This is a genomic window from Sagittula stellata E-37, assembly GCF_039724765.1.
Classification (GTDB): Bacteria; Pseudomonadota; Alphaproteobacteria; order Rhodobacterales; family Rhodobacteraceae; genus Sagittula; species Sagittula stellata.
Map to the genome: position 1 here is coordinate 3,698,797 of NZ_CP155729.1, position 24,617 is coordinate 3,723,413.

Annotated in this window: 21 protein-coding genes; 7 read left to right on the plus strand and 14 right to left on the minus strand. The window is 66.5% G+C overall.

Annotated elements, in window-relative coordinates; genetic code table 11:
- Positions 1–19: 19 nt before the first annotated feature.
- From ABFK29_RS17650 to ABFK29_RS17660, 3 genes are all read right to left on the minus strand, one after another.
- The gene (locus ABFK29_RS17650) at positions 20–808 is read right to left on the minus strand and encodes an exodeoxyribonuclease III (RefSeq protein ID WP_005859073.1); all 789 of its coding nucleotides are present in this window, start codon (positions 806–808) and stop codon (positions 20–22) included.
- Between the two features lie 75 nt (positions 809–883).
- Positions 884–1,924: a succinylglutamate desuccinylase/aspartoacylase family protein gene (locus ABFK29_RS17655; RefSeq protein ID WP_005859075.1), complete on the minus strand. Its 1,041-nt coding sequence runs from the start codon at positions 1,922–1,924 to the stop codon at positions 884–886.
- A gap of 307 nt (positions 1,925–2,231) precedes the next feature.
- On the minus strand, positions 2,232–2,885 hold the full coding sequence (locus ABFK29_RS17660; protein WP_005859078.1) for a peroxiredoxin: 654 nt from the start codon (positions 2,883–2,885) through the stop codon (positions 2,232–2,234).
- A gap of 170 nt (positions 2,886–3,055) precedes the next feature.
- Here ABFK29_RS17660 and ABFK29_RS17665 point away from each other — a divergent pair, with 170 nt between their 5' ends.
- A complete protein-coding gene (locus ABFK29_RS17665; RefSeq protein WP_005859080.1) occupies positions 3,056–4,495 on the plus strand; it encodes an aldehyde dehydrogenase family protein in 1,440 nt (479 codons plus the stop codon).
- 76 nt (positions 4,496–4,571) lie between these two features.
- Here ABFK29_RS17665 and ABFK29_RS17670 read toward each other — a convergent pair whose 3' ends face one another.
- From ABFK29_RS17670 to ABFK29_RS17700, 7 genes are all read right to left on the minus strand, one after another.
- A complete protein-coding gene (locus tag ABFK29_RS17670) occupies positions 4,572–5,216 on the minus strand; it encodes an RluA family pseudouridine synthase (protein ID WP_005859082.1) in 645 nt (214 codons plus the stop codon).
- Between the two features lie 248 nt (positions 5,217–5,464).
- A complete protein-coding gene (locus ABFK29_RS17675; RefSeq protein ID WP_005859084.1) occupies positions 5,465–7,909 on the minus strand; it encodes a GcvT family protein in 2,445 nt (814 codons plus the stop codon).
- A 91-nt stretch (positions 7,910–8,000) separates the two neighbouring features.
- On the minus strand, positions 8,001–8,891 hold the full coding sequence (locus ABFK29_RS17680; protein ID WP_005859086.1) for a homocysteine S-methyltransferase family protein: 891 nt from the start codon (positions 8,889–8,891) through the stop codon (positions 8,001–8,003).
- Positions 8,888–11,350, minus strand: coding sequence for a GcvT family protein (locus ABFK29_RS17685; RefSeq protein WP_005859088.1), 2,463 nt, complete (start codon positions 11,348–11,350; stop codon positions 8,888–8,890). Before ABFK29_RS17685 ends, ABFK29_RS17680 begins: the two co-directional genes overlap by 4 nt.
- Before the next feature lie 3 nt (positions 11,351–11,353).
- The gene (locus tag ABFK29_RS17690) at positions 11,354–11,722 is read right to left on the minus strand and encodes a GFA family protein (RefSeq protein WP_005859090.1); all 369 of its coding nucleotides are present in this window, start codon (positions 11,720–11,722) and stop codon (positions 11,354–11,356) included.
- Between the two features lie 28 nt (positions 11,723–11,750).
- Positions 11,751–12,317: a helix-turn-helix domain-containing protein gene (locus ABFK29_RS17695; protein WP_005859092.1), complete on the minus strand. Its 567-nt coding sequence runs from the start codon at positions 12,315–12,317 to the stop codon at positions 11,751–11,753.
- Positions 12,318–12,492: 175 nt separating this feature from the next.
- Entirely contained in the window at positions 12,493–13,665 is a 1,173-nt protein-coding gene (locus tag ABFK29_RS17700) for an acetyl-CoA C-acyltransferase (protein ID WP_040604567.1), read from the minus strand.
- A gap of 105 nt (positions 13,666–13,770) precedes the next feature.
- Here ABFK29_RS17700 and ABFK29_RS17705 point away from each other — a divergent pair, with 105 nt between their 5' ends.
- From ABFK29_RS17705 to ABFK29_RS17720, 4 genes are all read left to right on the plus strand, one after another.
- Positions 13,771–14,100 carry an STAS domain-containing protein gene (locus ABFK29_RS17705; RefSeq protein ID WP_005859096.1) on the plus strand — a complete coding sequence of 110 codons (330 nt, stop codon included), beginning with the start codon at positions 13,771–13,773 and terminating at the stop codon, positions 14,098–14,100.
- Positions 14,101–14,123: 23 nt separating this feature from the next.
- Complete coding sequence (locus ABFK29_RS17710; RefSeq protein ID WP_157136484.1) at positions 14,124–14,582, plus strand: ATP-binding protein; 459 nt, start codon at positions 14,124–14,126, stop codon at positions 14,580–14,582.
- A 468-nt stretch (positions 14,583–15,050) separates the two neighbouring features.
- Complete coding sequence (ggt, locus tag ABFK29_RS17715) at positions 15,051–16,628, plus strand: gamma-glutamyltransferase (protein ID WP_040604568.1); 1,578 nt, start codon at positions 15,051–15,053, stop codon at positions 16,626–16,628.
- Between the two features lie 169 nt (positions 16,629–16,797).
- Positions 16,798–17,418: a DUF805 domain-containing protein gene (locus tag ABFK29_RS17720; protein ID WP_005859102.1), complete on the plus strand. Its 621-nt coding sequence runs from the start codon at positions 16,798–16,800 to the stop codon at positions 17,416–17,418.
- Between the two features lie 122 nt (positions 17,419–17,540).
- Here ABFK29_RS17720 and ABFK29_RS17725 read toward each other — a convergent pair whose 3' ends face one another.
- The 4 genes from ABFK29_RS17725 to ABFK29_RS17740 all read right to left on the minus strand — a co-directional run bounded on the left by ABFK29_RS17725 (position 17,541) and on the right by ABFK29_RS17740 (position 21,392).
- Positions 17,541–18,911, minus strand: coding sequence for a glutamate--cysteine ligase (locus ABFK29_RS17725; RefSeq protein ID WP_005859104.1), 1,371 nt, complete (start codon positions 18,909–18,911; stop codon positions 17,541–17,543).
- 68 nt (positions 18,912–18,979) lie between these two features.
- Positions 18,980–19,504: a hypothetical protein gene (locus tag ABFK29_RS17730; protein ID WP_005859106.1), complete on the minus strand. Its 525-nt coding sequence runs from the start codon at positions 19,502–19,504 to the stop codon at positions 18,980–18,982.
- The gene (locus ABFK29_RS17735) at positions 19,501–20,352 is read right to left on the minus strand and encodes a GNAT family N-acetyltransferase (RefSeq protein ID WP_005859108.1); all 852 of its coding nucleotides are present in this window, start codon (positions 20,350–20,352) and stop codon (positions 19,501–19,503) included. The genes ABFK29_RS17730 and ABFK29_RS17735 overlap by 4 nt, the downstream gene beginning before the upstream one ends.
- Positions 20,353–20,660: 308 nt before the next feature.
- A complete protein-coding gene (locus ABFK29_RS17740) occupies positions 20,661–21,392 on the minus strand; it encodes a 16S rRNA (uracil(1498)-N(3))-methyltransferase (RefSeq protein ID WP_040604604.1) in 732 nt (243 codons plus the stop codon).
- 12 nt (positions 21,393–21,404) lie between these two features.
- Between ABFK29_RS17740 and ubiA the strand changes: the two genes are divergently transcribed.
- Positions 21,405–22,388: a 4-hydroxybenzoate octaprenyltransferase gene (ubiA, locus tag ABFK29_RS17745; RefSeq protein WP_005859112.1), complete on the plus strand. Its 984-nt coding sequence runs from the start codon at positions 21,405–21,407 to the stop codon at positions 22,386–22,388.
- Positions 22,389–22,451: 63 nt separating this feature from the next.
- A complete protein-coding gene (locus tag ABFK29_RS17750) occupies positions 22,452–24,608 on the plus strand; it encodes an OmpA family protein (RefSeq protein WP_005859113.1) in 2,157 nt (718 codons plus the stop codon).
- The last annotated feature ends 9 nt before the right edge of the window (positions 24,609–24,617 follow it).

A 24,617-nucleotide genomic window follows, 5' to 3' on the forward strand; every position in this document is an offset into this window, starting at 1 on the left:
GGTTACACCCCACCTCCTTTCAAAGATCGAAGGTCGCGAACACCGGGGCGTGGTCGGAGGGCTGTTCCCAACCTCGGGCGGCGCGCAGGATACGGCTCGAATGGCCTGCGTCCGCGATGTCGGGCGTGGCCCAGATGTGGTCCAGCCGCCGCCCCTTGTCCGCCGCGTCCCAGTCCTTCGCGCGGTAGGACCACCACGAAAAGAGCCGGCCGTCGGGGATGTCCTTTCGCGTGATGTCCACCCAGCCGCCCGCATCCTGCGCGGCCCCCAGGTGTTCCACTTCGATAGGGGTGTGCGACACAATCTTGAGCAGTTTCTTGTGGTCCCAAACATCGTCCTCGCGCGGGGCGATATTCAGGTCGCCCACGAGGATCGCCCTTTCCGGTCGCTCCGTGTGGAACCAGTCGCGCATCTCCGTCAGGTAATCCAGCTTCTGCCCGAACTTGATGTTCTTCTCGCGGTCCGGCTCGTCACCGCCCGCCGGGACATAGAAGTTGTGGATCGTTACGCCGTTTTCCAGCCGCGCCGCCACGTGGCGTGCATGTCCGAGGGCCGCAAAGTCCTTGTCGCCCACGTCCTCCAACGGGAGCCGCGACAGTATGGCCACGCCGTTGTAGCCCTTCTGCCCGCGCCCGACCATGTATCGGTAGCCCAGCTCCGCAAAGACCTCGTGGGGGATCTTCTCCACCGGGGACTTGCACTCCTGCAGGCACAGCACGTCCGGCGCCTCTTCCTGCATCAGTTTCGACACCAGCGCCTTCCGCAAGCGCACAGAGTTGATGTTCCAGGTTGCAAGGGTAAAGCTCATCGGGCGGTCCTCGTCTGCTGCCCGGGCGGTATCGCAAGCCACCGCGCGGTGCGCAACCTCCCGCGGGTCCGGCGCTCAGATGATTTCGTCCTCGTCGAACAGCGCGGGCGCGTCGAGGTGTCCATCGAAACCGCCGTCGGCCGCCGCCTCGGCCTGTTTGCGGAGCGCGGGCTGGGCGATATGGAACAGCGCGTCGCCTTCGTTGACGACCGGCAGGTTCGTCCGCCCTATGACGATGCCCGCCGTGTCCGTCCGGACCTCGGCCTCCTGCTCGCCGAATGGGTCGGTCACGATTCCCAGAACGGTCCCCTTGTCGACGTATTCGCCGTTGCCCTTCAGGGTCCGCAACAGGCCCCCGGACGGCGCCCTGACCCACGCGGAGCGCTCGCAGAAGACCGACAGCCCCCGTGCCTTCGGCACGCCACGACCCGGGATCATGTCGAGCTTTTCCATCACCCGCAGGATACCCGCGACACCGGCCCGCGCGGCGAATTCGTCGAACCGCAGCCCCTCGCCCGCCTCGTACAGCAGCACGTCCACGCCCGCCGCCCCCGCTTCCAGCCGAAGCGATCCGTCCCGCACCTTGGAGATCATCGTCACCGGCGCGGCAAAGGCATCGCCCAGTTCCCGCAGACGCGCGCTGCCCGGTGTCAGACGGATCTGCGGAAAATTCTCGCGCCCCACGGCGGCAGAGTGCAGATCGATGCCCACGTCGCAGCGCCGCACGACCTGGGTCATGAACAACTCTGCCAGCCGCGCCGCGAGCGACCCTTCGCTGTGCCCCGGAAAGACCCGGTTCAGGTCACGCCGGTCCGGCAGGTAGCGCGACTGGTTGAGAAACCCGAAGGAGTTCACGATCGGCACGGCGATCAGCGTGCCCGACAGGCGCCCCACCGGCCCGGCCCGCAACAGGCGGCGCACGATTTCCACTCCGATGACCTCGTCGCCGTGCACCGCTGCCGACACGAAGATCACCGGTCCGGGTTTGCGGCCATGTATCACATGCGCAGACAGCGTGACCGGCGTGTGATCCGACAGAACGGAGACCGGAAGGTCCACGGTCCGGCGCTCGCCCGGTCTCACGATTTCGTTGCCCAACTGGAACGGTTCACGCATGTCTTGCCCCTTTCCCCTTCATAGGGAACGGATTTCGGGGAAACTTCAAGCCGGGCCGCCATGCGCACAGGCGCCGAACGCGACCATGAAAGCCATTTGTCAATAAACCTTGCGAGCCCGTCCGCCGCGCTTTGGCACGTGGTCCACCCGCGCCCCCGGTGCAAGAGCACGTCCAGCCGTCACGCATAACCGCTCATCCGAAACGGCCGAGCGCCCAAGAGGCGAACGAAAACGCCCCCGCAAATGTCTGCGGAGGCGTCGATTCATCTTGCCTACGGGCCCTGTCGCTGGCCGGGGGCTTTCCGGCTCAGTCCGGGTTTTTCGCGAAGCGCAGGTAAGGCAGCTTGATGTCCAGCTCGCCGTATTTCGCCGCAGCCGCCTCGTTGTCCAGCGACAGGGCCACGATCACGTCCTGACCGGTCTCCCAGTTGGCCGGCGTCGCGAGAGGCTGGTTGTACGTGCGCTGCAGCCCGTCCAGAGCGCGCAGCACCTCGGCAAAGTTGCGCCCCACCGACATCGGGTAGGTCATCATCAGCTGCACCTTCTTGTTCGGCGCGATGATGAAGACCGAGCGCACGGTGGCGCTGTCCGCTGGGGTGCGGCCATCCGGCAGGTAGGCGTCGGCGGGCAGCATGTCGAGCGCTTTCGCAACCTCGAGCCCGTCATCCGCGATGATCGGGAAACCGGCGGTCGCGCCTGCGGTCTTCTCGATGTCGCCTTTCCACTTCTTGTGCTCCTCGACGCCGTCGACGGAGATCCCCATCACCTTGGTCCCGCGCTTGGCCCATTCGTCCGCCAGTTGTGCAACGGCGCCGAATTCGGTCGTGCAGACCGGAGTGAAATCCTTGGGGTGCGAGAACAGGATCGCCCAGCTGTCGCCGATCCAGTCATGCAGGTCGTACTCACCCAAATCGGTGGCGACGTGGAGGTTCGGAATCTCGTCGTTGATGCGCAATGCCATGGCAGGGGTCCTTTCTGTCCGACTGTCTCGGGTTCAGGGTTGCGGGACTTAGATACGTTCCAGACTGCCCTTGTAAACCCCTCCCTTGCACCCACCTCTCCTCGGTGCAAGAGTAATGCCATTATCCGACCGTACGGTCGGGAAAACACCGGACTGGGAGGGTCACTCAGATGATCGAACGTCGTCAATTCTACATAAACGGTGCTTGGGTCGACCCGCTGGACGGTCGCGACCACGAAGTGATCGACCCCTCGACCGAGGACCCCTGCGCGGTGATCTCGCTTGGCGGTCAGGCCGACACGGATGCCGCCGTCGCCGCCGCGAAGGCCGCGCTTCCGGGTTGGATGGCCACGCCGCCCGAGGACCGCATCGCCGCGCTCGAACGTGTCTACGCCGCCTACAAGGAGCGCACCGAGGACCTCGCAAAGGCCATTTCGATGGAGATGGGCGCCCCGCTCGACCTCGCACGGTCGGCACAGATCGGCGCCGGCCTCAACCACCTGAAGAACTTCATCAACGCTGCAAAGGCGTTCGAGTGGGAAAAGCCGCTGAACCCGGATCATCCCGACACCCGCATCTTGCACGAGGCGGTCGGCGTCTGCGCGCTGATCACCCCGTGGAACTGGCCGATGAACCAGATCACGCTGAAGGTCGGCGCGGCGCTGGTGGCTGGCAACACGATGGTCCTGAAGCCATCGGAGGAAAGCCCGATCGATGCCATGGTCTTCGCCGAAATCATGGATGCGGCCGCCCTGCCGCCGGGCGTCTTCAACCTCGTGAACGGCGATGGCGCGGGCGTTGGTTCGCAACTGTCGTCCCATGCGGATGTCGACATGGTCAGCTTCACCGGCTCCACCCGTGCGGGCATCCTGATCTCCAAGGCCGCCGCCGATTCGCTGAAGCGTGTGCACCTTGAACTGGGGGGCAAGGGCGCCAACCTCGTCTTTGCCGACGCGGATGAAAAGGCTGTGAAGCGTGGCGTGCTGCACATGATGAACAACTCCGGTCAGTCCTGCAACGCGCCCTCGCGGATGCTGGTGGAAGCATCGCGCTACGACGCCGCCGTCGAGGAAGCCGCCGCCACCGCCGCCAAGGTGACGGTCGGTCCCGCCTCCGAAGAAGGCCGCCACATCGGACCCGTGGTCAACAAGACCCAGTGGGAGAAGATCCAGGATCTGATCCAGAAGGGCATCGACGAAGGCGCGCGGCTGGTAACCGGTGGCACCGGGCGTCCCGACGGCTTGAACAAGGGCTTCTACGTGCGCCCGACCGTGTTTGCCGACGTGACAAACGACATGACCATCGCGCGCGAGGAGATCTTCGGCCCGGTGCTTTCGATCATGAAGTTCGACACCGAGGAAGAGGCCGTCCGGATTGCCAACGACACCCCCTACGGCCTGACCAACTACGTGCAGTCCGAGAACACCGAACGCCGCCACCGCCTGTCGCGGCAGTTGCGCTCCGGCATGGTGGAAACGAACGGCAAGTCCCGCGGCCCGGGCGCGCCGTTCGGCGGAATGAAAGCCTCCGGCAATGGCCGCGAAGGCGGAAGCTGGGGCATCCACGACTTCGTCGAGGTGAAGGCCGTTTCCGGCTGGGCCGCGGAATAACCGGCGCACACTGCACTGAATGACCGAAGGGGCCCGGAAGGGCCCTTTTGCTTGTCCGACATGCGCCGCGCGCCGCCTAGAACGGCGCGGGCTGGCGGAAGCTCATGCCCCGGCCGCTTTCCGGATGGCTCAACCGCAATTCTTCCGCATGCAGCATCATGCGCGGATACTGCGCCGCCGTCTCCGGAGCATACAATTCGTCGCCCAGGATCGGATGCCCGAGCGCCAGCATGTGCACGCGAAGCTGATGGCTGCGTCCGGTGTGCGGGAAAAGACGCACCCGGCTTTCCGCGTCCGACGCCTTCATCACCTTCCAGCCGGTCAGCGCAGGCTTCCCGTTATCGTGACAGACCATCTGGCGCGGACGGTTCGGCCAGTCGACGATCAGCGGAAGGTCTACCTCGCCGCTTTTTGGCGCGAGCCTCCCGGCCACGCGCGCCACATAAGTCTTCTTTGTCTTCCGGGCCTCGAATTGCGCGCCCAGATGCCGCTGTGCGTGGGCCGTCAGGCCGAACACCATCACGCCGGATGTGTCGCGGTCCAGCCTGTGCACCAGCCGCACCGTTGGGAAGGCCGCCTCGAGCCGGCTCAGCAGACAATCCGCGAGCGCCGCGCCCTTTCCCGGCACCGAGAGCAGTCCCGCCGGTTTGTCTACCACCAGCAGATCGCTGTCTTCATGCAGCACCACGATGTCGCCGGAAGGCGGAGAATACTCGCTCATGCCGCAGCCTCTGCCAGAATGCCCCTGCCTCGGCAAGGGGCACACACCCTGCCCTCACAGCGCCCGCCGGAATGACAGGCACGCAACCGCCTCCTTCATCTTGGCAAAAATACCTACTGCGCGCTCAGGTCCAAAACCGAGGCCGGGCCCCTGTACCCGCAGACAACCAAAGGATGCCAAGGCCATCCAAGCCCTCTGCATGAAGACCCCGCCAAGGCATTGAACGGGCGCGCCGGAAGGCGTTTGTCTCAGGCCCGGGTCCGCGCGCCCTTCGGATCGTACATCGGCTTCAGCGAGGCGCGCGCCGCCACCCGGACACCCGCCACGTCGATCTCGAAAGCGGACGACAGCAGCGCATCGGCGCTTTCACCGGTGCAGGGCACATAGCCCAAACCGATCGCGCCCCCCAAGGCATGGCCATAGGCGCCGGAGGACAGATGTCCGACGATCTCCCCATCCCTGAGGATCGGTTCGTTGTGATAGAGCAGCGGTTCCGGGTCGGTCAGGAGGAATTGCACGAGGCGTCGGTCCAGCCCGGCCTCACGCTTGGCCAGAACGGCGTCGCGCCCGATGAAGTCCGGCTTGTCGGTCTTGACGGCAAAACCCAGCCCGGCCTCCAGCACATGATCCTCGCAGGTGATGTCGTGGCCGAAATGGCGGAATGCCTTTTCCGCCCGGCAGGAATCCATTGCGTGCAGGCCGCACAGCCGAAGGCCTTCGGGCTCTCCGGCCGCCATCAGCGCGTCGAAGACATGCACGGCCATGTCGGCGGAGGCATAAACCTCCCACCCCAGTTCGCCCACGTAGGACACACGGTGCACCCGCGCCTCGCCCATCCCGACATGGACCTGCCGCGCTGTGCCGAAGGGGTTGGTCGCGTTGGAGAAATCACCGTCCGAACAACCTTCCAGAACCGCCCGGGCGCGCGGCCCCATGACCGCTATGACCGCCTCGCCCGCCGTCACGTCGGCAATGACGGCGTTGCGATCCCCAACGTGACGGCGCAGCCAGGTTTCATCCGCGCGCCGGGTGGCGGCAGGTGTGACCACGAGGAAGGCGGTTTCCGACAGCCGGGTCACCGTCACATCCGCCTCGATCCCGCCACGCGCATTCAGGAACTGCGTGTAGACGATCCGCCCCGCAGGCACATCGACATCGCCGCCGCAGACGTGGTTCAGGAAGGCCGCCGCATCGCGCCCTTCCACCCGCAGCTTGCCGAAAGAGGACATGTCGTAGAGGCCAACACCGTCGCGCAGCGCCATGTGTTCGACCCGCTGATTGTCGAACCAGTTCTGCCGCCCCCACGAATAGGCATATTCCCGCGCCTGCCCCGCTCCGGCGAACCAGTTGGCGCGTTCCCAGCCCGAGAGCTCCCCGAAGACGGCGCCATGCGCCTCCAGCCGGTCGTGCAGGGGCGAACGCCTGATGCCACGCGCGGTGGCCTTCTGACGGTAGGGGAAGTGATCGGCGTAGAGCAGCCCCAGCGTCTCGGACACCCGAGCCGAGAGGTAGGCGGGATTGGTTTGGAACCCCTGCGCGCGGGCGATGTCCACGTCGCCCAGATCGAAGGGCTTCGCGCCATCCACCATCCATTGCGCCAGCGCCATGCCCGCGCCGCCCGCCGACTGGATACCGATGGAGTTGAAGCCCGCCGCGACCCAGACGTTATCGGTGCCCGGGCAGAGCCCCATGTAGTAGGCATTGTCCGGGGTGAAGCTCTCCGGCCCGTTGAAGAAGGTGTGGATGCCCGCCTTCGCCAGCACGGGCATCCGGTGCACAGCCTGTTCGAGGATCGGCTCGAAGTGGTCGAAGTCTTCCGGCAACTGGTCGAACTCGAAGTCGGCGGGCAGGCCCTTGACCGCCCAGGGCTTGGCCTTCGGCTCAAAAGCGCCGAGCATCAGCTTGCCTGCGTCCTCCTTGTAGTAGGCGCATTCGTCCGGCACCCGCAGGACCGGCAGCGCGCCCAGGTCCGCGATGGGTTCCGAGACGATGTAGAAATGCTCGCAGGCCTGAAGCGGCACGTCGGAGCCCAGCATTCGCCCGACGTCGCGCCCCCACATCCCGGCACAGTTGACCACATGATCGCAGGCGATGGTGCCCGACGTGCCGTCCTCCGCCCGCCAGTCGACGGCGCCGACACGGTCGCCCTGCCGGGTGAAGTGCACCGCCTTCGTGCCTTCCGCGATCACCGCGCCGCGCATCCGGGCGCCCCTGGCCATGGCCAGCGCGATGTTGGCCGGATCGCCCTGCCCGTCCTTCGGCAGATAGACTCCACCGACAACGCCGTCGGTGTTGAGATGCGGATACTTCGCCGCGATCTCTGCCACGCCGATCTCGTCGATCTCGACACCGAAGGCGCGGGCCATCGCCGCCTGCCGCCTGAGCTCCTCGTGTCGTTCGCGGGTCAGCGCCACGGTGATCGACCCGGTGCGACGGAAGCCGGTCGCGGTGCCGGTTTCTTCCTCAAGCGTGCCATAGAGTTCCTGGCTGTACTTCGCGAGCCGCGTCATGTTGGCCGTGGCGCGGAGCTGCGCGATCAGGCCCGCCGCGTGCCAAGTGGTGCCGGAGGTGAGCTGCTTGCGCTCCAGCAGGACGATGTCCGACCAGCCGAGCCTGGCCAGATGGTAGGCAACGGAACAGCCGATGACACCGCCCCCTATGATGACGACGCGGGCCTGCGTGGGAAGGGTCATGACCGGCTCCTAGGGTTTCGGCTCGCCTGCGGCGACCCGACCCGCGCGCCCTTCGGGCGCGAATTCGAGTATTTGGAAAGCAGAGAAGACATCAGGCGATCTCATGCCCGGCGGCGCGCAGGCGGCTGGCGATCTCGGCGATATGGGCCGGGCCGGTCTCGCAGCAGCCGCCGAGGATCGTGGCCCCGTGGTCCAGCCACGACATGGCATGTCCCGCATAGGTTTCCGGCCCCATGTCGCGGCGTGCCTCGAGGCTGTCGACGGTGGGTTGGTCCTTCAGGAAGTCCTTCGTGATCCGGGTGAACGCATTGGCGTAGGCGCCGATGGGCAGGTCCACGCGCGCCAGAATGTCGAGCGCGGCCGGCATCGCCTCTGGCGCGGAACAGTTGATCAGCACAGCCGCAGCTCCGTCGCGCGCGATGGGCAGAACGTCGGCGACCTTTTCGCCGGAGCGCAGGCGCGAGCCGTCCTCGTCGTCGACGCTGATCGACAGCCAGACTGGCCGGCCCGCCTGCAGGACGCCTTCGAGCGCGGCACGGCAGGTGAGGAGCGACGCGGCGGTTTCGATCAGGATCAGGTCGGCGCGGGGCGCCATGAGGCGGGCCTTCTCGGCATAGAGCGGGATGGCTTCGTGCAGATCCGGGTGCTTGTCGGTGCGATAGGTGGCGCCCAGCGGCGCTGTGCTGCCGGCGATCTTGCCGCCCCCGAAGGCATCGCGGGCCTGCGTCGCCTCTGCCATGGCGGCCTCGACCAGTTCCTCGTATCGGTCCTTGATCCCGGCAGGGATGAGCCGGTCGCGCAGGACGGCATAGCTGTTGGCCGTCGCGACGGTGGCGCCCGCCGCGAAATAGTCTGCGTGGATCTCCTGCACGAGGCCGGGCCGGTCGATCATCACCTGCGTGGACCACAGCGGCGTCGGCCGGTCGCCTGCGCGGTGGATCAGTTCCTGCCCCATGCCGCCATCGAGAAGCGTGACTTTCATGCCCGTATCCTTTCGTTCTTCGGGTCCCAGAGCGGTGCGTCGCTCTGGACCCTGGCCTTGCAGCGTCTGCCGAAGATGTCGACCTCGACTTCCGTTCCCGGGGCAGCCAGATCCGCGCGCAGCATCGCCAGCGCCACGGAGGCCCCGACCCGATAACCCCAGGCCGAGGAGGTGACTTCCCCGACCACTTCGCCGTCCTGCCAGACGGTCGCCATCACGAGGGCATCGCAGCCCTCGGCCGCCACGATCAGCGGCGCGAAGCGTTTCGCCACACCTGCCTCGGCCTGCGCCACAAGGGCTGCCTTGCCGGGAAAGTCGGACTTCGACAGATCGATGAAACGGTCGAGCCCGGCCTCCAGCAGCGTGTAGTCCGACGACAGGTCGCCCTTCCAAGTCCGGTAGCCCTTCTCGATCCGCAGGCTGTCGAGCGCGAACATCCCGAAGGGTTTCGCCCCTGCGACCGTCAGCGCCCCCCAGATCGCCGGGGCGTCGTCCGGATCGCAGTGGATCTCCCACCCCAGTTCTCCGGCGTAGGCAACCCGCAGGAGCGCGCAGGCCTTGCCCGCGACCGTGGCGTCGTGCTGCACCGACAGCCACGGCAGCGACAGGTCCGCGTCGGAAATCTGGTCAAGCACCTCGCGCGCCTTCGGGCCGGTGACCAGAAGGCAGTCCGCTGCGTCCGAGAGATCTTCGACCGTGACGCCCTCCGGCGCGCCGTTCGTCAGGAGATCTCGGTCGTGCCATTGCGCCACGGCGGCGGTGATGAGGCCGACCTGATCCGGCCCGTAGTTGAGCGCCGTCATCTCCGTCAGGATTCGACCGCGATCGTCGGTAAAATACAGCAGGCCCACGCGTTTCTCTGCCGGAAGGCGGGAGGCGGTCAGGCTGTCGACCCAGGCGCGCGCGCCCGGACCGCTGACCATCAGCCGGGTGAAGCCGCAGATCTCCAGCACGCCGCACCCGTCGCGCACGGCCTCGCATTCCTCGCGCACGCGGGGCTGCCACGGGCCGTCGCGTTCCCATGTTTCGGTCGCGGCATCCGAGGTATCGTCGTCTGGATGCGCGAACCATGTAGCCCTTTCCCAGCCGTTGTAGGGTGCAAACTGCGCGCCCGCCGCCGACAGGCGCTCGTGGAGCGGTGACAACCGCCGGTCGGGGGCCGCGGGCCAGCGGTGACGGGGGAAGTGCATCGCGTATTCGTGGCCGTAGGTCTCCATTGCCTTGGCGAGGCAATAGTCGGGATCGGTATAGCCGGTGTACCGGCGCGGGTCGCAGGACCACATGTCCCACTCCGTCCGGCCCTCCGTCACCCACTCCGCCAGAACCTTGCCTGCGCCGCCCGCCTGCGTGATGCCGAAGGTGAAGACGCAGGCCTCGTAGGCGTTCGGCACCCCCGGCATCGGGCCGAGCAACGGCAGGCCGTCCGGGGCATAGGGGATCGGGCCGTTTATGACCCGGCCGACACCCGCCTGCCCGAGGATCGGCACACGTGCCATGGCGTCCTCGATGTACCATTCCAGCCTGTCGAGATCGTCGGGATAGAGCTGGAACGAGAAATCTTCCGGCATGGGATCGTCGGGCGTCACCCAGTGCGCCCTGCAGTTCCGCTCGTAGGGGCCGAGGTTCAGGCCATATTTCTCCTGCCGCAGATAATATGAGGAATCCACGTCGCGCAGGAGCGGCAGCTTGCCGTTGTCCTTCGACCAGGCCTCAAGCTCCGGGATCGGTTCGGTCAGGAAATACTGGTGGCTCATCACCGCCATAGGCACTGTGCGCCCGCCATACGGCACGAACCACGCGCCTACCCGCTGCGCGTAGTATCCTGCGGCGTTGACCACCTGTTCGCAGCGGATCTCGCCCTTCTCCGTCTCGACGATCCAGTCGTCGCCCTCGCGCCGTATCCCGGTCGCGCCGCAGAACCGCTCGATCCGGGCGCCCGCCATACGCGCGCCCTTGGCCAGGGCCTGAGTGAGCTGCGCCGGGTCGATGTCGCCGTCATCCGGATCGTAGAGGGCGCCCGCCAGGTCGTGCGTTTCGAGGAACGGATAGCGGTCCTTCAGGTCCGAGACCTGCAGCATTTCCAGAGACATGCCCTGATACTGGCCCATGCCGCGGGCGCGCTCGAACTCCATCATGCGCGCGCGCGAATGGCCCAGTCGGATCGACCCTGTAACGTGGTAGTTCATCGGGTAGTCGACCTCGGCCGCCAGCCGGCGATAGAGTTGCAGCGAATAGCGCTGCATGTTCATGACCGCCCAACTAGTGGAGAACGATGGGCAGTTCCCCGCCGCATGCCATGTCGACCCGGCGGTCAGTTGGTTCTTCTCCAGCAAGACGACGTCCCAGCCGGCGCGCGCGATGTGATAGGCGCAGGACACACCGACCGCCCCGCCGCCGATGATGACCACGCGCGCCTGCGCAAGCAGCCGCCCCTGATCCTGTGTCGCACTGTCAGTCATGGATCACCTCTGGAGAACGCCGTCCGCGATGTCGTAGTAATCGCCCTTGTCGGCAGTGAAGATGTGCTTGGTCAGCCGCAACCCGGTTGGCGCGTCCAGCGCGCCGAGGGCAAAGCTGATCGTGTCCTCCGCGTGCGCCTGCCAGAAGAGGAAAGAACCGCATGTCGGGCAGAAGCCGCGCTGCGCCGCGTCCGAGCTGTCGAACCAGCGTACGTCGCCCGTGATCGTCAGTGCGTCTTTCGGCACATAGGCAGAGGCCCAGACGTGCCCGGACATCCGCCGGCACTGGTGGCAGTGGCAGGCGCTGGCCCCCTGCGGCGGCGCTTCCGTCCGGAAGTGGACCGCGCCACACAGGCAAAAACCCTCGATCATCGTATCTGCCCCTTCTCCGTCGCCGCGCTCAATACACCGGCGGTGCGATCACCCAGATCGCAACCGCCGCCTCGTCATGCGGGTTTTCCCAGCGGAAAGGCTCTCCCCTGATCCGGAAACTGTCGCCCGGAAAGATGCTGAACCGGTCCTCGCCAATGGTCATTTCCAGGCGCCCCGACAGCAGGAAGGCCAGCTCTTGCGTTGGCCGTGTCACCGTTTCGCCGATCTGAGAATGCGGCTCGAACCGGCAGTGCACCATCTCGAAATCGTCGGCGAGGTCAGGTGACAGAAGCTCCTCCACCAATCCCGACACGCGCGAACCGATGGGCCGCCGGATGCCCTGCCGCACGATCCGCCCGACCTCTTCCGGCGCGGCCGCATCCTGGCGGGCCAGCATGGAGACGGAGACATCAAGCGCCGCCGCGAGGTGGCGCAGATCGGTGATCGAGGGCTCCGACAAATCGCGCTCCACCTGGCTCAACCATCCAACCGAGCGACCCAGCTTGTCCGCAAGCTGTTGCAGGGTCAGACCCCGCGTCCGGCGCAGCGTCCGCAAGTCAGAGCCAAGCGTGGCCGGAGGCGCGTCCATCTGCATGCTCGTGAAATTCTCCCTGCTTTTTTCATGATGCCGGGAGCGGATGAAATATCAAGGAAAATTTTCACGGCGCCGCGCGGGTTAATCCAAGCCCCCCGCTGCCCTACGCGCGGGCGCACAGCCATGCCGGGACCGGTCGGCGGAGGACTGGCGAACAGCCCCCGCCGCGAACCTCTCAGATGCGCTCGATCGCGATGGCCGTGCCTTCGCCGCCGCCGATGCAGATCGCCGCGACACCCCGACGCGCGCCGCGTTTTTCCAGCGCGTTCAAAAGGGTGACTATGATCCGCGCGCCCGACGCTCCGATGGGATGCCCCAGCGCACAGGCCCCGCCGTTCACGTTCACAACATCGCGTGGCAGGCCCATCTCTTTCATGAAGGCCATGGGCACGACGGCAAACGCCTCGTTCACCTCCCAGACGTCCACCTCGTTCTTCTTCCAGCCGATCCGGTCCAGCAGCTTGCGGGCGGCGGGGATCGGCGCGGTCGGGAAATCCTTCGGCGCCTGCGCGTGGCTGGCGTGGCCAAGCACCCGGGCGCGGGGCAGCACACCCCGACGCACCGCCGAATCGAGCGTCGTCATGACGAGTGCCGCCGCCCCGTCCGAAATCGACGAGGAGTTCGCCGCTGTCACCGTGCCATCCTTGCGGAACGCCGGTTTCAGCAGCGGGATTTTCTCGGGGCGCGCCTTGCCGGGCTGTTCGTCACGGGTGATGACCTCTTCCCCGTGGCGCGTGTGCAGCGTCACGGGGCATATCTCGTTCTCGAAGGCGTCGGAGCGTTCCGCGTCCAATGCGTTGGACAGCGAGGCCAAAGCGTACTGGTCCTGCGCCTCACGGGTAAACTGGAACGCCTCCGCGCAATCCTCCGCGAAGGTGCCCATAAGGCGGCCCCTGTCATAGGCGTCCTCCAGCCCGTCGAGGAACATGTGGTCGACGACCTGGCCGTGGCCAATGCGCGCGCCGCTGCGCATCTTTGGCAGCAGGTAGGGCGACAGGGTCATCGACTCCATGCCGCCGGCCACGATACAATCCGCGTGACCAAGCGCCAGCCGGTCCCATGCCAGCATTGCCGCCTTCATGCCCGAGCCGCACATCTTGTTCAGCGTCGTCGCCGGGACGTTCTCGCCCAGTCCGGCCGCGAAGCCTGCCTGCCGGGCCGGTGCCTGTCCCTGTCCCGCCGGAAGCACGCAGCCCATCAGAACCTCGTCCACGGTGCGGTCCGCATGACCCGCCAGCGCGGCGCGGATCGCAGCACCGCCCAGCTTCCACGCTTCCTGCTCGGCAAAGACACCCTGGAATCCGCCCATCGGCGTCCGAGACGCCCCGGTGATAACTACGTCCTTCATTTGGAACCCTCCCATCTGAAGACATGCATACCGAATGGTAAGGATTCGCGTCTAGGGTCCGTCGCCGAGGGACGCGGTGTGCGCCGCACCAGGGAAAGGGCAGACATGCAACTCAGCACCACATCCGACAACGGCGTGGCCATCATCCGGGTCGACGCCGACCGCATCGACGCCGCCGTCGCAATCGCCTTCAAGGATCGGATGCGCGAGATTCTCGGGGATGCGTCGGGCCGCGTCGTGCTCGACCTCGAAAGGGTGGACTTTATCGATTCGAGCGGCCTTGGCGCGATTGTCGCCGCCATGAAGCTGATGCCACCGAATGCCAAGCTGGAACTGGCCGGTTTGTCCCCGGCCGTCGACAAGGTTTTTCGCATGACCCGCATGGATTCGATATTCCAGATCCACGAGACCGCCGTCACCGCGCTGAACGCCTGACCGGCCGTGCCGTGGAGGCCGAGATGAATGCAGAACTGCGGGATGGCGGCACGCTCGTCATTCAAGGTGTTCTAGGTAACACGCCGCAGGCCGTCACTCTGGCGCTCCATCAGGTACGCGCGCATCTCGACCGTCGCCCGCCCTTTTCCGACCTGGACCTCTCCTGGGAAATCGTCGTGGCAGAGGTGCTCAACAACATCGTCGAGCACGCCTATGCCGACGGATGCGCCGGGACCATCAGTCTGCACCTGACGTTTCGCCCCGACAGCCTGCGCGCGGAGTTCCGCGATACCGGCGTCGCCATGCCGGGTCATACCCCGCCAAAGGGCATGGCCGCGAACCTGGACGTCCCGATCGCCGACCTTCCCGAAGGCGGATTTGGCTGGCACCTCATCCGTACGCTCGTGACGGACCTCGACTATTCCTGCACCGAAGGCACCAACCGCCTCGCGCTGGAAATGCTTCTGTCCCACGCATCCTGACAATCGCCGTTCGTGCCTGTGGAAGAACTGCCGCCCGCGCCTGCCCAAACGGTGCCTGTTCCCGAAATGACCCTACGGCAGCCACAATCGCGCCCGATTGGAGCGTCATCTTCAGTCTTGTAGCTGCATATGGCTTCACCTCGGTGCCGCGCGTTTTCAGCCCCCACCCAGTGCGCGGTACCGAGGTTCTATGCATCCAGAACACGCCCCTTCGCGGGCGTGTTCTTGCGTTTGCGCACCCTGCTTGCGCGGCGCCGTCCCGGCCATGAAAAGACCTGGCCCGGATCACATTTGCGCCCCGTTCCGGAAGCATACCTTGGAATGTAGCTGCATATGGCTTCACCTCGGCGCCGCGCGTTATCAGCCCCCACCCAGTGCGCGGCGTCGAGGTTCTGTCTCCCTCCACCGCACGGATTGACGCCCCCGGATAGCCGCCTATCCTGCGCGCAACACTCAGGGAGGCAGAGCATGCGCGATTTCCAGAAACCCGGACGGTCCCCCGTCCTCGCCATGAACGGCCTCTGCGCCACCTCGCATCCTCTGGCGGCCTCGACGGCGGTGGATGTCTTGCGAAGGGGCGGCAACGCCATGGACGCCGCCATCGCCGGGGCCGTGCTGCTCGGCCTCTGTGAACCGGCCATGACGGGGATCGGCGGCGACTGCTTTGCGCTCGTGTCGCCCGCTGGCACCGAAGACGTGGTGGCCGTCAACGGCTCCGGACGGGCGCCCGCCGGTCACAACGCCGCGCTGCTGCGCGATGAGGGGAAAAGCACGGTGCCGCTCGACCATCCCTATGCCGTCACCGTCCCCGGCGCCATCGACGCCTTCTGCACAATGTCCGAGCGCTGGGGCAAGCTGGGCCTTGCCGACAGTCTGGCCCCGGCGATCCGATACATGGACGAGGGCGTGCCGATCCCACCGCGCGTCGCCTTCGACTACGCGCAGGCGCACGAAAACCTTCAGGGCGCCGCCCGCCACCACTTCCTTAAGGACGGCAAGCCCCTGAAGACCGGCGACATCCTTGCCTTGCCCGGGCAGGCAGAAGTCCTGCGCCGCATCTCGAAACACGGCCGCAGCGCCTTTTACGAAGGCGAGGTCGCCGAGGACATGCTGGCCGCGCTCAACGCCGGTGGCGGCCGCCACACCACCGAGGACTTCGCCGCCGCCCGGACAACCTTTGCCGACCCGCTGGCGGGCCACTACAAGGGCCGCGAACTGCTGGAGCATCCGCCCAACGGACAGGGCATCACCGCGCACCTGATGCTCAACATCCTGTCCCACTTCGACCTTGCGGCGATGGATCCTTTCGGCGTCGAGCGCGCGCATGTGGAGGCGGAGGCTGCAAAACTCGCGTATGACGCCCGCAACCGCTTTCTCTCCGACCCCGACACGATGACCGGCCTCGCCCATCTTCAGGCGCCCGAGACGGCGGAACGGCTCGCCGCGCTGATCGATCCCAACCGTGCGATGGCTTCGGCCACGACAGTCTCCGAGGCGGTGCACAAGGATACGATCTATCTGACCGTCGTGGACCGCGACCGCATGGTTGTGTCGCTGATCTACTCGGTGTTCCACAGCTTCGGCTCCGGCATCGCCTCCGAGAAGTTCGGCATCCTCTTCCAGAATCGTGGGGCCGGGTTTTCGCTGGCCGAGGGCCACGCCAACGAGATGGCCGGCGGCAAGCGCCCGCTGCACACGATCATCCCGGCCATGGTGCGGGACGAAGGCCGCGTGACTATGCCGTTCGGAGTCATGGGCGGGCAGTACCAGCCAAATGGCCACGCCCGAGTGATGTCCAACATGACGGATTACGGCATGGACCCTCAGGCGGCGCTCGACGCTCCGCGCAGCTTTGCCGAAGGCGGAAAGCTGATGGTGGAGCGTGGGTATGCGCCCGAGGTTGCCGCCGCACTGGCCGAAAAGGGGCACGCCGTGGACACGCCCGTCACCCCGATCGGCGGCGCTCAGGCAATCCTGATCCATCCGTCGGGTGTGCTCGAAGGCGCGTCCGATCCGCGCAAGGATGGCTGCGCCATTGGCTATTGACCGGCGGGCGGCGCCCTTCCCCGTGCGCCGCCTCACTGCAAGCGGCGTCGGCCCGACGCCCCTTTCGCGGGAATCGATCTCGAAAGCCGTCAATAAATCTTAACGCCGCCGCAATCTCGCCCCGGTCACACCTCAACCTTAAGGTGTCAACCGTCGGAGAGTTTGCCCCATGACCGGACCCTTCAAGGCCATCGGCCGTTTCTTCACCCGCGCCCTGGACTTCGGCGGCCGCGCAACCCGGGCCGAGTTCTGGTGGGTGCAACTGGCCTACGTCGCGCAGGCGGCAGGCCTCGTCGCGGTCATCGCGACCGACACGGTTCCCTTGGCTCTGCTGTTCGATCCCGCCACCGGTGCCCCGGGGATGGTCATGCAGATCTACGGCCTTGTGATGACAGCGCTCCTCGTCCCTGGCCTGACGCTCTGCATGCGTCGGTTGCACGATACGGGACGTTCCGGCTGGTGGTACTTCATCTTGATCGTACCGCTGATCGGTCCGTTTTGGTTCATATTCCTCATGCTGCTTCCGTCCGACGACATGAACCGGTACGGCTCAAACCCGCACGACGGCCCGGATCGCCCGCTGCGAGAGGCGGCGTCCGGCGGGGCGAACCCGATGCCTGCCGGTAAGGCACGTGGCGCCAAGGGGCCGAAGAAGTCGACGGCGTGGGACAGCGCCCACGTCATCCTGCAGGTGGACGCCGCACCCAGTCCCGCCATGCAACAGGCCCGTAAGGCGGAGATCAGCGACTACTACCGCCGCAATATCCTCAAGGAAATTCCGGCCGAGTGATCCAGCACCACGCCCCGACACGCCGGTCGCTTCAGGCCGTACGTACGCCATGTCCCGCCAGGAAGCATGACCCGATGTAGGGCGGAGATTCTCCGCCCTTCGCCATCGGGGTCCGCGGCGCCTCAGTAGGAATAGGCGGCGTAGATCCGGCTCAGATCGCCGTTCCAGTCGCCGTGATAATGCTCCAGCAGCTCGTCCGCCGGGGTCATACCGCTCTCGACGCTTTCCTTCAGCGCGCTGAGGAAATGCGTCTCGTCCGGGACAAGACCGCCCGCACCGGGACGCGCCCGAGCCTTCAGGCCCGCTTCACAGATCTCCAGCACCTCGCGCGCGAGGTCGTGCATCCGGATACCGTCGACCTCCGCCGCCAGCGCATCGCGCGTGGCCGCCAGCCGCAGCGCCTCGCGCTGTTCTGCCGTCCAGTTGCGGCACAGGTCCCAGGCCGCGTCCAGCGCGGTCTGGTCGTACATCAGACCCACCCAGAAGGCCGGCAAAGCGCACAGCCGCCGCCACGGGCCACCGTCCGCACCGCGCATCTCGATGAACTTCTTCACCCGCGCGTCCGGGAAGGCCGTTGTCAGGTGATCCGCCCAGTCGGACAGGGTTGGCGTTTCGCCCGGCAGCGCAGGCAGCTTGCCCTCCAGGAAATCGCGGAACGACATGCCAAGCGCGTCGACGTATTTGCCATCGCGGTAGACGAAGTACATCGGCACATCCAGCGCGTACTCCACCCAGCGTTCGAAGCCGAAGCCCTCCTCGAAGACGAAGGGAAGCATCCCGGTGCGCGAGTCGTCCAGCGTCTCCCAGATCTGCATCCGCTTCGATTTCACGCCCACCGGCTTGCCCTCGAAGAACGGCGAGTTGGCGAAGAGCGCGGTCGCCACTGGCGACAGAGCCAGCGCCACGCGCATCTTCTGCACCATGTCCGCCTCCGACCCGAAGTCGAGATTCACCTGCACCGTGCAGGTCCGGCGCATCATCTCGCGGCCGGTGGTGCCCACTTTGGGCATGTAGGCGTCCATCAGCTTGTAGCGGCCCTTGGGCATCAGCGGCATCTGGTCGTGCGTCCAGATCGGTGCCGCGCCCAGCCCAATAAATCCGACGCCCAGTTCGTCCGCAACGCCCTTGACCTCGCGCAGGTGCTCGTTGACCTCGTCGCAGGTCTGGTGGATCGTCTCCAGCGGAGCACCGGACAGTTCCAGCGCGCCTCCCGGCTCCAGCGAGACATTCGCCCCGTCCTTGGTCAGGCCGATCAGATGGCCGCCTTCTTCGACCGGCGCCCAGCCGTGGCGGTCCCGCAGCCCCTCCAGCACGGCCCGGATGGAACGTTCGCCTTCGAAGGGCAACGGGTTCAGGGTGTCCTTGCAGTACCCGAACTTCTCGTGTTCCGTCCCGATGCGCCAGTCTTCCTTGGGTTTGCATCCGGAGGCGAGGTAATCCGCCATCTGGTCAAACGATTCGATGGGGCCGCCGCCGGACTGTGGGATGGACATGGTGGGAGGCTCCCGATCTTTGTTCGTTTTCGTTCAGATTACCGTCCTGTCGGCATTCTCGCGGACTGTCAATGCAACCGATCTGGTGCATTGCGCAGGGGACCTGCGCGCCAGATCACGACCGGGATGCGCGACCCCGCCTTCATCTGTTTCAGCATGTGTTCGGTCCGGATGCCGGGCAGGCTGGCGAAAGCATCGAACAAGCCCTCCGCGCCACGCGCTGTCAGGGGGATCGACAGGGGCGCCTGACCGGGCACGCGCAGCACCCAGTGCGGCGGCTTGCCGGAGGGGTCGAGGACCACGCTCGACAAAGACTCGAGGTCCACCACGCCACCGTCGAGAGGCCCGAAATAGCTGATCCGCTTCTCGACGATCTGGACCACGCCCGGTCCGTCGCTGCCCACACGGAAGCGCGCGCGCTGCACGCCAGCCGCCGCCAGCAGCCCCCCGGCCGCCACCAGCGTCCAGCCGATCACCGCCAGAACCGGACCGGTCGCCGCGACGGCCCAGAAAAACCCCAGCGCCGCGACACAGGCCGCGGCGGCCACCTCGCGCCACCGCCACAACAGCCTGCGTGCCTCCGCGCGGATCATGCTGCGGCCCCCAGGGGCAACGGATCGCGCAGGATCGTCACGCGATAGTCGCCACAACGGACGAAGCCGATCCTCTCGTAGGCCCTCGCCGCCACGGGCGACGCGGCGAAGAGGATCGCCAGTTCCGCCCCGCGCGCCCGGGCCGTCGCCAGCAGGCCGGAAACGACTCGCCCGGCGCGGCCTTCGCCGCGGAGGGTTTCCGGAACGAAGACGCCGCCCACCTGCACTGCCCGCCGCGCATGCGCGTTGATCCGCGCCATGGCCACTGGCCTGCCACGTTCTTCCATGATCTGCGTGTCTGGGGAACCGACCGCGGCGCGCGCGCGCACCGCGGCTTCGCGGTCTATACGCGCAGGCGGACAGGTGCCGGTCTCCGAAAGGTATCGCGCCCACCAGTCCGCAAGCTGGGTCACATCGGTCTCCCGTGCCTGCCGCACAGCCGGCGCGGCGCCCAGCCCCGACAGCGTCAGCCGATAGAGCGGCTCTACCCGGTTCAGGGACAGCGCATCCGCCGGTATCCGCAGGGCGCTCAGTATCTCATCCATCTGGCGCACGTCGCCGGTCATCCCGGTCACCGTGTAGCCCTTCAGCAGATGTGCATAGGTCTGTGCCTCGGTGGCGGAAAGACCGGGCAACTGGCACATCAGGAAACCGCCGTTGGTCGCGCCGAAGACACCTGTGATGCCCTCGCCCGTCTCGCGCAGGAAGAAAGACGTGCCATGCGGATGCTTGGTGTTGCCCACTCCATGCGCTTCGAGGTTGCCGAGCAGGAACATGGAATGCGCGATCCGCTCCTCGAGAAACGCGACCATCTGCCCGATATCTGCCTGTGTGGCCTTGCGGATCATCTTATCGTTCCTTCACACCGGATCTTCGCGCCACGAACAGTGCGCTCCACCTTGCCGGAGCCAGAGGCCTTACGATGCCGTGCCGCCATCACGGAAGCAAGCCGCCTCCCGGCACGCGCCTGCTCTGGCCGGCCGCTCTTGGAGGGGGCTCCGCCCCCGGCTTCCTGCGGGCGCCTCCCCCGAGGTATTTGTCGCCAAGATGAAGTCAAAGGCGCGTCTCCTTCATCTTGGCCATAAATACCTGAAGACCCGATTTGAAAGGCGCGCCTAGGCCGGAGGGTTTTCAGTCCGTTGACCACGTGCGACCGTCATGTCCAGTCGCCGAGGTGCGCTTGCCAGAGCGCGAGCGCCGCGACCGCGGCTGTTTCCGCACGCAGGATTCGCGGCCCGAGACTGACCGCCCGCGCGCAGTCCATCTCCGCCAGCCGGGCGCGCTCCCGGTCGGAAAACCCGCCTTCGGGGCCGATCAGCACCGCCCATGGCCCGGGTTCGAGGCCGCCCAGGATCGTGGGGGCACCGGCTGCGGTTTCGTCGCAGAACAGTATCTGGCGCGTGGTGTCCCACTCCGACAGGAGACGCTCCAGCCGTGCCATCTCTGCAACCTCCGGCACGAAGGTGGCGCCGCATTGTTCTGCCGCTTCGACCGCGTGCGCCTGCTGTTTGTCGACACGCAGGCGCTCGGAATTGGTGAAGTCGGTCTGCACGGGCAGGATACGGCGCACGCCCATCTCGACCGCCTTCTCGACGATGAAGTCGGTGCGGGCCTTCTTGACCGGCGCGAACAGCAGCCACAGGTCTGGCGGCGTTCCTTGCGCCGCCTGCCTGTCACGGCAGACGAGGGTCCCGCCGCGTTTGCCTGCATCCGCCACCTCGGCCGCCCATTCGCCGTCCCGTCCATTGAACAGGGCGACACGCGCACCCCGTTCGAGCCGCATGACGCCGAAGAGGTAGTGCGCCTGGTCGCGGGACAGTGCGACCGCCTGTTCCTCGGCCAAAGGCTGGTCTACACAGAGGCGGATTTTCGGTTTCTCGAATGACATGGAGGGGACCATATGACCGGTGCGCAGCAGACGCCAGAGGCGCAGAAACCCGAAGCCTCGGGGCGCGTTTCGGATGCCGTGACGGGCAACTGGGTCGATCATCGCGCCCCCGCCTTTGCACGCCCCTACCTTCGGCTGAGCCGGGCCGACCGGCCAATCGGGACATGGCTCTTGCTTCTGCCCTGCTGGTGGGGGCTGACACTGGCCATGGTTTCGGACGGCCGGGCAAGCTGGTTCGACCTATGGATATTTGTCGGGTGCGGTGTCGGGGCCATCCTGATGCGCGGCGCCGGGTGCACGTGGAACGACATCACCGACCGCCACATCGACGGCTCGGTGGCGCGCACCGCCTCGCGGCCTATCCCGTCGGGGCAGGTGACCGCGAAGCAGGCGCTGGCCTGGGCCGTGGCGCAGTCGCTGATCGCCTTGCTGATCCTGCTGACCTTCCCGCCCATGGCCATCGCGCTTGGCGTGCTGTCGCTGGCGCCTGTGGCGGTCTACCCCTTTGCCAAGCGGTTCACCTGGTGGCCGCAGATCTTCCTCGGCATCGCCTTCAACTGGGGCGCATTGCTGGCCTGGACCGCACACACCGGCACGCTGCAGTGGCCCGCCGTCTTCCTCTATGTCGCGGGCATGGCATGGACGCTGTTCTATGACACCATCTACGCGCATCAGGACAAGGAGGACGACGCCCTGATCGGGGTCAAGTCCACAGCCCGCCTCTTTGGCGACGAGGCCACGCCGCGCTGGCTCGCCTGGTTCCTGGCCCTGACCGTCGCGCTGCAGGGGGTTGCCATCGTCCTGGCTGCGCCCGACGGCGAGATCCTGAAACTGGTCGTCGCTCTCGCCGGACCCTGGGCGATGGGCTGGCACATGCTCTGGCAATTGCGCCGGCTTAAACTGGATGACAACGACCGGCTGCTACAGCTCTTCCGGTCCAATCGCGATGCCGGTCTTCTGGTCGTGCTGTTTTTCGCCGCCGCCATAATCGCCTGATTGCACAGACCGTTTGGACTGCGTATCTAACGTAACACTCGAAACCGGGACGTCACCACGTACATGCGGCTCTCTTCGCTCTTCACCATTGCCGGGACATTTGTCGCTGCCAGCGGGCTGAGCGTACTGACTGCCTACTTTTCCTCGCAGATGATCGAGACAGCCTCGCAGTCCAGCGTGCTGAACGAACTCGACCGCGAGGGGTTGCCCTGGGCCGAGGTGGACACAAACGGTCTGCAGGTCTTTCTGATCGGCACCGCACCGGACGAGGCCGCGCGCTTCAAGGCGTTGTCGACCGCGGGACGCGTCGTCGATGCCTCCCGCGTGATCGACCAGATGCTGGTGGAAGAGCCGGAGGACGTGGCCCCGCCCCGCTTCTCGATCGAGATCCTGAGGAACGACGCGGGTGTCTCGATCATCGGGCTCGTGCCGCATTCCACCGACCGCGAGGACTTGATCGAGAGTTTCCGCCAGATTGCCGGCGGGCAGGAGGTGTCCGACCTGCTCGAGTCCGCCGATTTCCCCGCGCCGGACGGCTGGGAACAGGCCCTGCGCTACGCCACCAGCGCGCTGCGCGACCTGCCGAGGTCCAAGGTCTCGGTCGATGCCGACCGGGTGGAAATCAAGGCGATGACCGAAAGCGCCGAGGCGCGCGCCCGTCTGGAAACCAATCTCACCCGACGCAAGCCCGATGGCCTGCGTCTGGCGCTCGATCTGTCCGCACCGCGCCCCGTGATCACGCCCTTCACCCTGCGCTTCCTGATCGACGAGGATGGCGCACGTTTCGACGCCTGCTCTGCCGACACCGAAGAGGCGCGCGGTCGTATCTTGCGCGCCGCCGCGCGCGCGGGGCTTGAAGGCAAGGCCATCTGCACACTGGGCCTTGGCGTGCCGTCGCGCCGCTGGGCGGACGCCGTAGAACTGGGGATCGCCAAGCTGAAGGAAGTGGGCGGCGGCTCCATCACTTTCTCCAACGCCGATGTCACGCTTGTGGCGCTGGAAGGCACCCCGCAGGGCACCTTCGACCGCATCGTCGGCGAACTGGAGACCACCCTGCCGGAGGTCTTCGCGCTGCATGCCGTGCTGCCCAAGGCACCGGAACAGGACGCAGAGGGTCCGCCGGATTTCACCGCCACCCTGTCGCCCGAGGGCAAGGTACAGCTGCGCGGCCGCCTGACCACGGAGATCGCCCGCCAGACTGCCGACAGCTACGCACGTGCGCGCTTCGGGTCGGAGGCGGTCTATACCGCCGCCCGTCTTGCCGACAACCTGCCTTCCGACTGGCCGGTGCGCACCCTCGCCGGGCTGGAGGCGCTGTCGATGCTGGCCAATGGCTCTATCACTGTCACACCCGACGATGTGATCGTGACGGGCCAGACCGGCAACCAGGAGGCCAGCGCGCAGATCGCGACGCTGCTGGCCGGCAAGCTCGGCGAAAATGCCACCTTCGACATCAATGTGACCTACGTCGAACGGCTGGACCCGACGCTGGGCATTCCCACGCCCGAGCAATGCGTCGGCATGATCAAGGAAGTGGTCGGCACGCGGAAGATCAACTTCGAGCCGGGCTCTGCCACCCTCGACATTTCCGCCCGCGACATCCTCGATGAACTGGCCGACCTGCTGAAGACCTGCGGCGACATCCCGTTGGAAATCGGCGGACATACCGACAGCCAGGGCCGCGAGTCGATGAACCAGCAGCTCAGCCGGGATCGCGCACAGTCGGTGCTCGACGCGCTGCGCGGACGCCGCGTGCCGGTTCGGATGTACGAGGTGAAGGGCTACGGCGAAGCGCAGCCCATCGCCGACAACGACACCGAAGAAGGCCGCGAAGCCAACCGCCGGATCGAATTCAAGCTGCTGATCGACGAGCTGGAAGAAACCGTCGCCGAAGCAGAGGACGCCGCGGAGGAGGCGACCGATGCGGCAACGACGGACGCACCCGAACCTGCCGTGGACGAGACCGCCGACGCCGCGGCGGATGCCGCCACAGACACGAACACGGACACGACCGACGCCAGCGACGCGTCGGCTGCCGACGCAACCGACGCGGAGGAGCCGAACGGCGAGGACGCCGCCACCGACACAGCGACGGACAACCCGCCGATGCAGGACCCGGAAGCCACCGAGGCCGCCGCCGGCATCGGGGCGGACAAGGCGGTGCCACAAGGCGCGGTACGCGATGCGAATTTCAAGCCGGAAACCGGCGAAGACGGCTAACATGCCTGA

Bases quoted from the DNA above. Each gene is read 5' to 3' on its own strand.
- ABFK29_RS17650 (WP_005859073.1), bottom strand. From the start codon at position 808: ATGAGCTTTACCCTTGCAACCTGGAACATCAACTCTGTGCGCTTGCGG.
- ABFK29_RS17685 (WP_005859088.1), bottom strand. From the start codon at position 11,350: ATGACTGACAGTGCGACACAGGATCAGGGGCGGCTGCTTGCGCAGGCG.
- ABFK29_RS17700 (WP_040604567.1), bottom strand. From the start codon at position 13,665: ATGAAGGACGTAGTTATCACCGGGGCGTCTCGGACGCCGATGGGCGGA.
- ubiA (WP_005859112.1), top strand. From the start codon at position 21,405: ATGACCGGTGCGCAGCAGACGCCAGAGGCGCAGAAACCCGAAGCCTCG.
- ABFK29_RS17750 (WP_005859113.1), top strand. From the start codon at position 22,452: ATGCGGCTCTCTTCGCTCTTCACCATTGCCGGGACATTTGTCGCTGCC.
- ABFK29_RS17720 (WP_005859102.1), top strand. From the start codon at position 16,798: ATGACCGGACCCTTCAAGGCCATCGGCCGTTTCTTCACCCGCGCCCTG.
- ABFK29_RS17675 (WP_005859084.1), bottom strand. From the start codon at position 7,909: ATGACCCTTCCCACGCAGGCCCGCGTCGTCATCATAGGGGGCGGTGTC.
- ABFK29_RS17690 (WP_005859090.1), bottom strand. From the start codon at position 11,722: ATGATCGAGGGTTTTTGCCTGTGTGGCGCGGTCCACTTCCGGACGGAA.
- ABFK29_RS17740 (WP_040604604.1), bottom strand. From the start codon at position 21,392: ATGTCATTCGAGAAACCGAAAATCCGCCTCTGTGTAGACCAGCCTTTG.
- ABFK29_RS17680 (WP_005859086.1), bottom strand. From the start codon at position 8,891: ATGAAAGTCACGCTTCTCGATGGCGGCATGGGGCAGGAACTGATCCAC.
- ABFK29_RS17665 (WP_005859080.1), top strand. From the start codon at position 3,056: ATGATCGAACGTCGTCAATTCTACATAAACGGTGCTTGGGTCGACCCG.
- ABFK29_RS17735 (WP_005859108.1), bottom strand. From the start codon at position 20,352: ATGATCCGCAAGGCCACACAGGCAGATATCGGGCAGATGGTCGCGTTT.
- ABFK29_RS17710 (WP_157136484.1), top strand. From the start codon at position 14,124: ATGAATGCAGAACTGCGGGATGGCGGCACGCTCGTCATTCAAGGTGTT.
- ABFK29_RS17725 (WP_005859104.1), bottom strand. From the start codon at position 18,911: ATGTCCATCCCACAGTCCGGCGGCGGCCCCATCGAATCGTTTGACCAG.
- ABFK29_RS17730 (WP_005859106.1), bottom strand. From the start codon at position 19,504: ATGATCCGCGCGGAGGCACGCAGGCTGTTGTGGCGGTGGCGCGAGGTG.
- ABFK29_RS17670 (WP_005859082.1), bottom strand. From the start codon at position 5,216: ATGAGCGAGTATTCTCCGCCTTCCGGCGACATCGTGGTGCTGCATGAA.
- ABFK29_RS17655 (WP_005859075.1), bottom strand. From the start codon at position 1,924: ATGCGTGAACCGTTCCAGTTGGGCAACGAAATCGTGAGACCGGGCGAG.
- ggt (WP_040604568.1), top strand. From the start codon at position 15,051: ATGCGCGATTTCCAGAAACCCGGACGGTCCCCCGTCCTCGCCATGAAC.
- ABFK29_RS17705 (WP_005859096.1), top strand. From the start codon at position 13,771: ATGCAACTCAGCACCACATCCGACAACGGCGTGGCCATCATCCGGGTC.
- ABFK29_RS17660 (WP_005859078.1), bottom strand. From the start codon at position 2,885: ATGGCATTGCGCATCAACGACGAGATTCCGAACCTCCACGTCGCCACC.
- ABFK29_RS17695 (WP_005859092.1), bottom strand. From the start codon at position 12,317: ATGCAGATGGACGCGCCTCCGGCCACGCTTGGCTCTGACTTGCGGACG.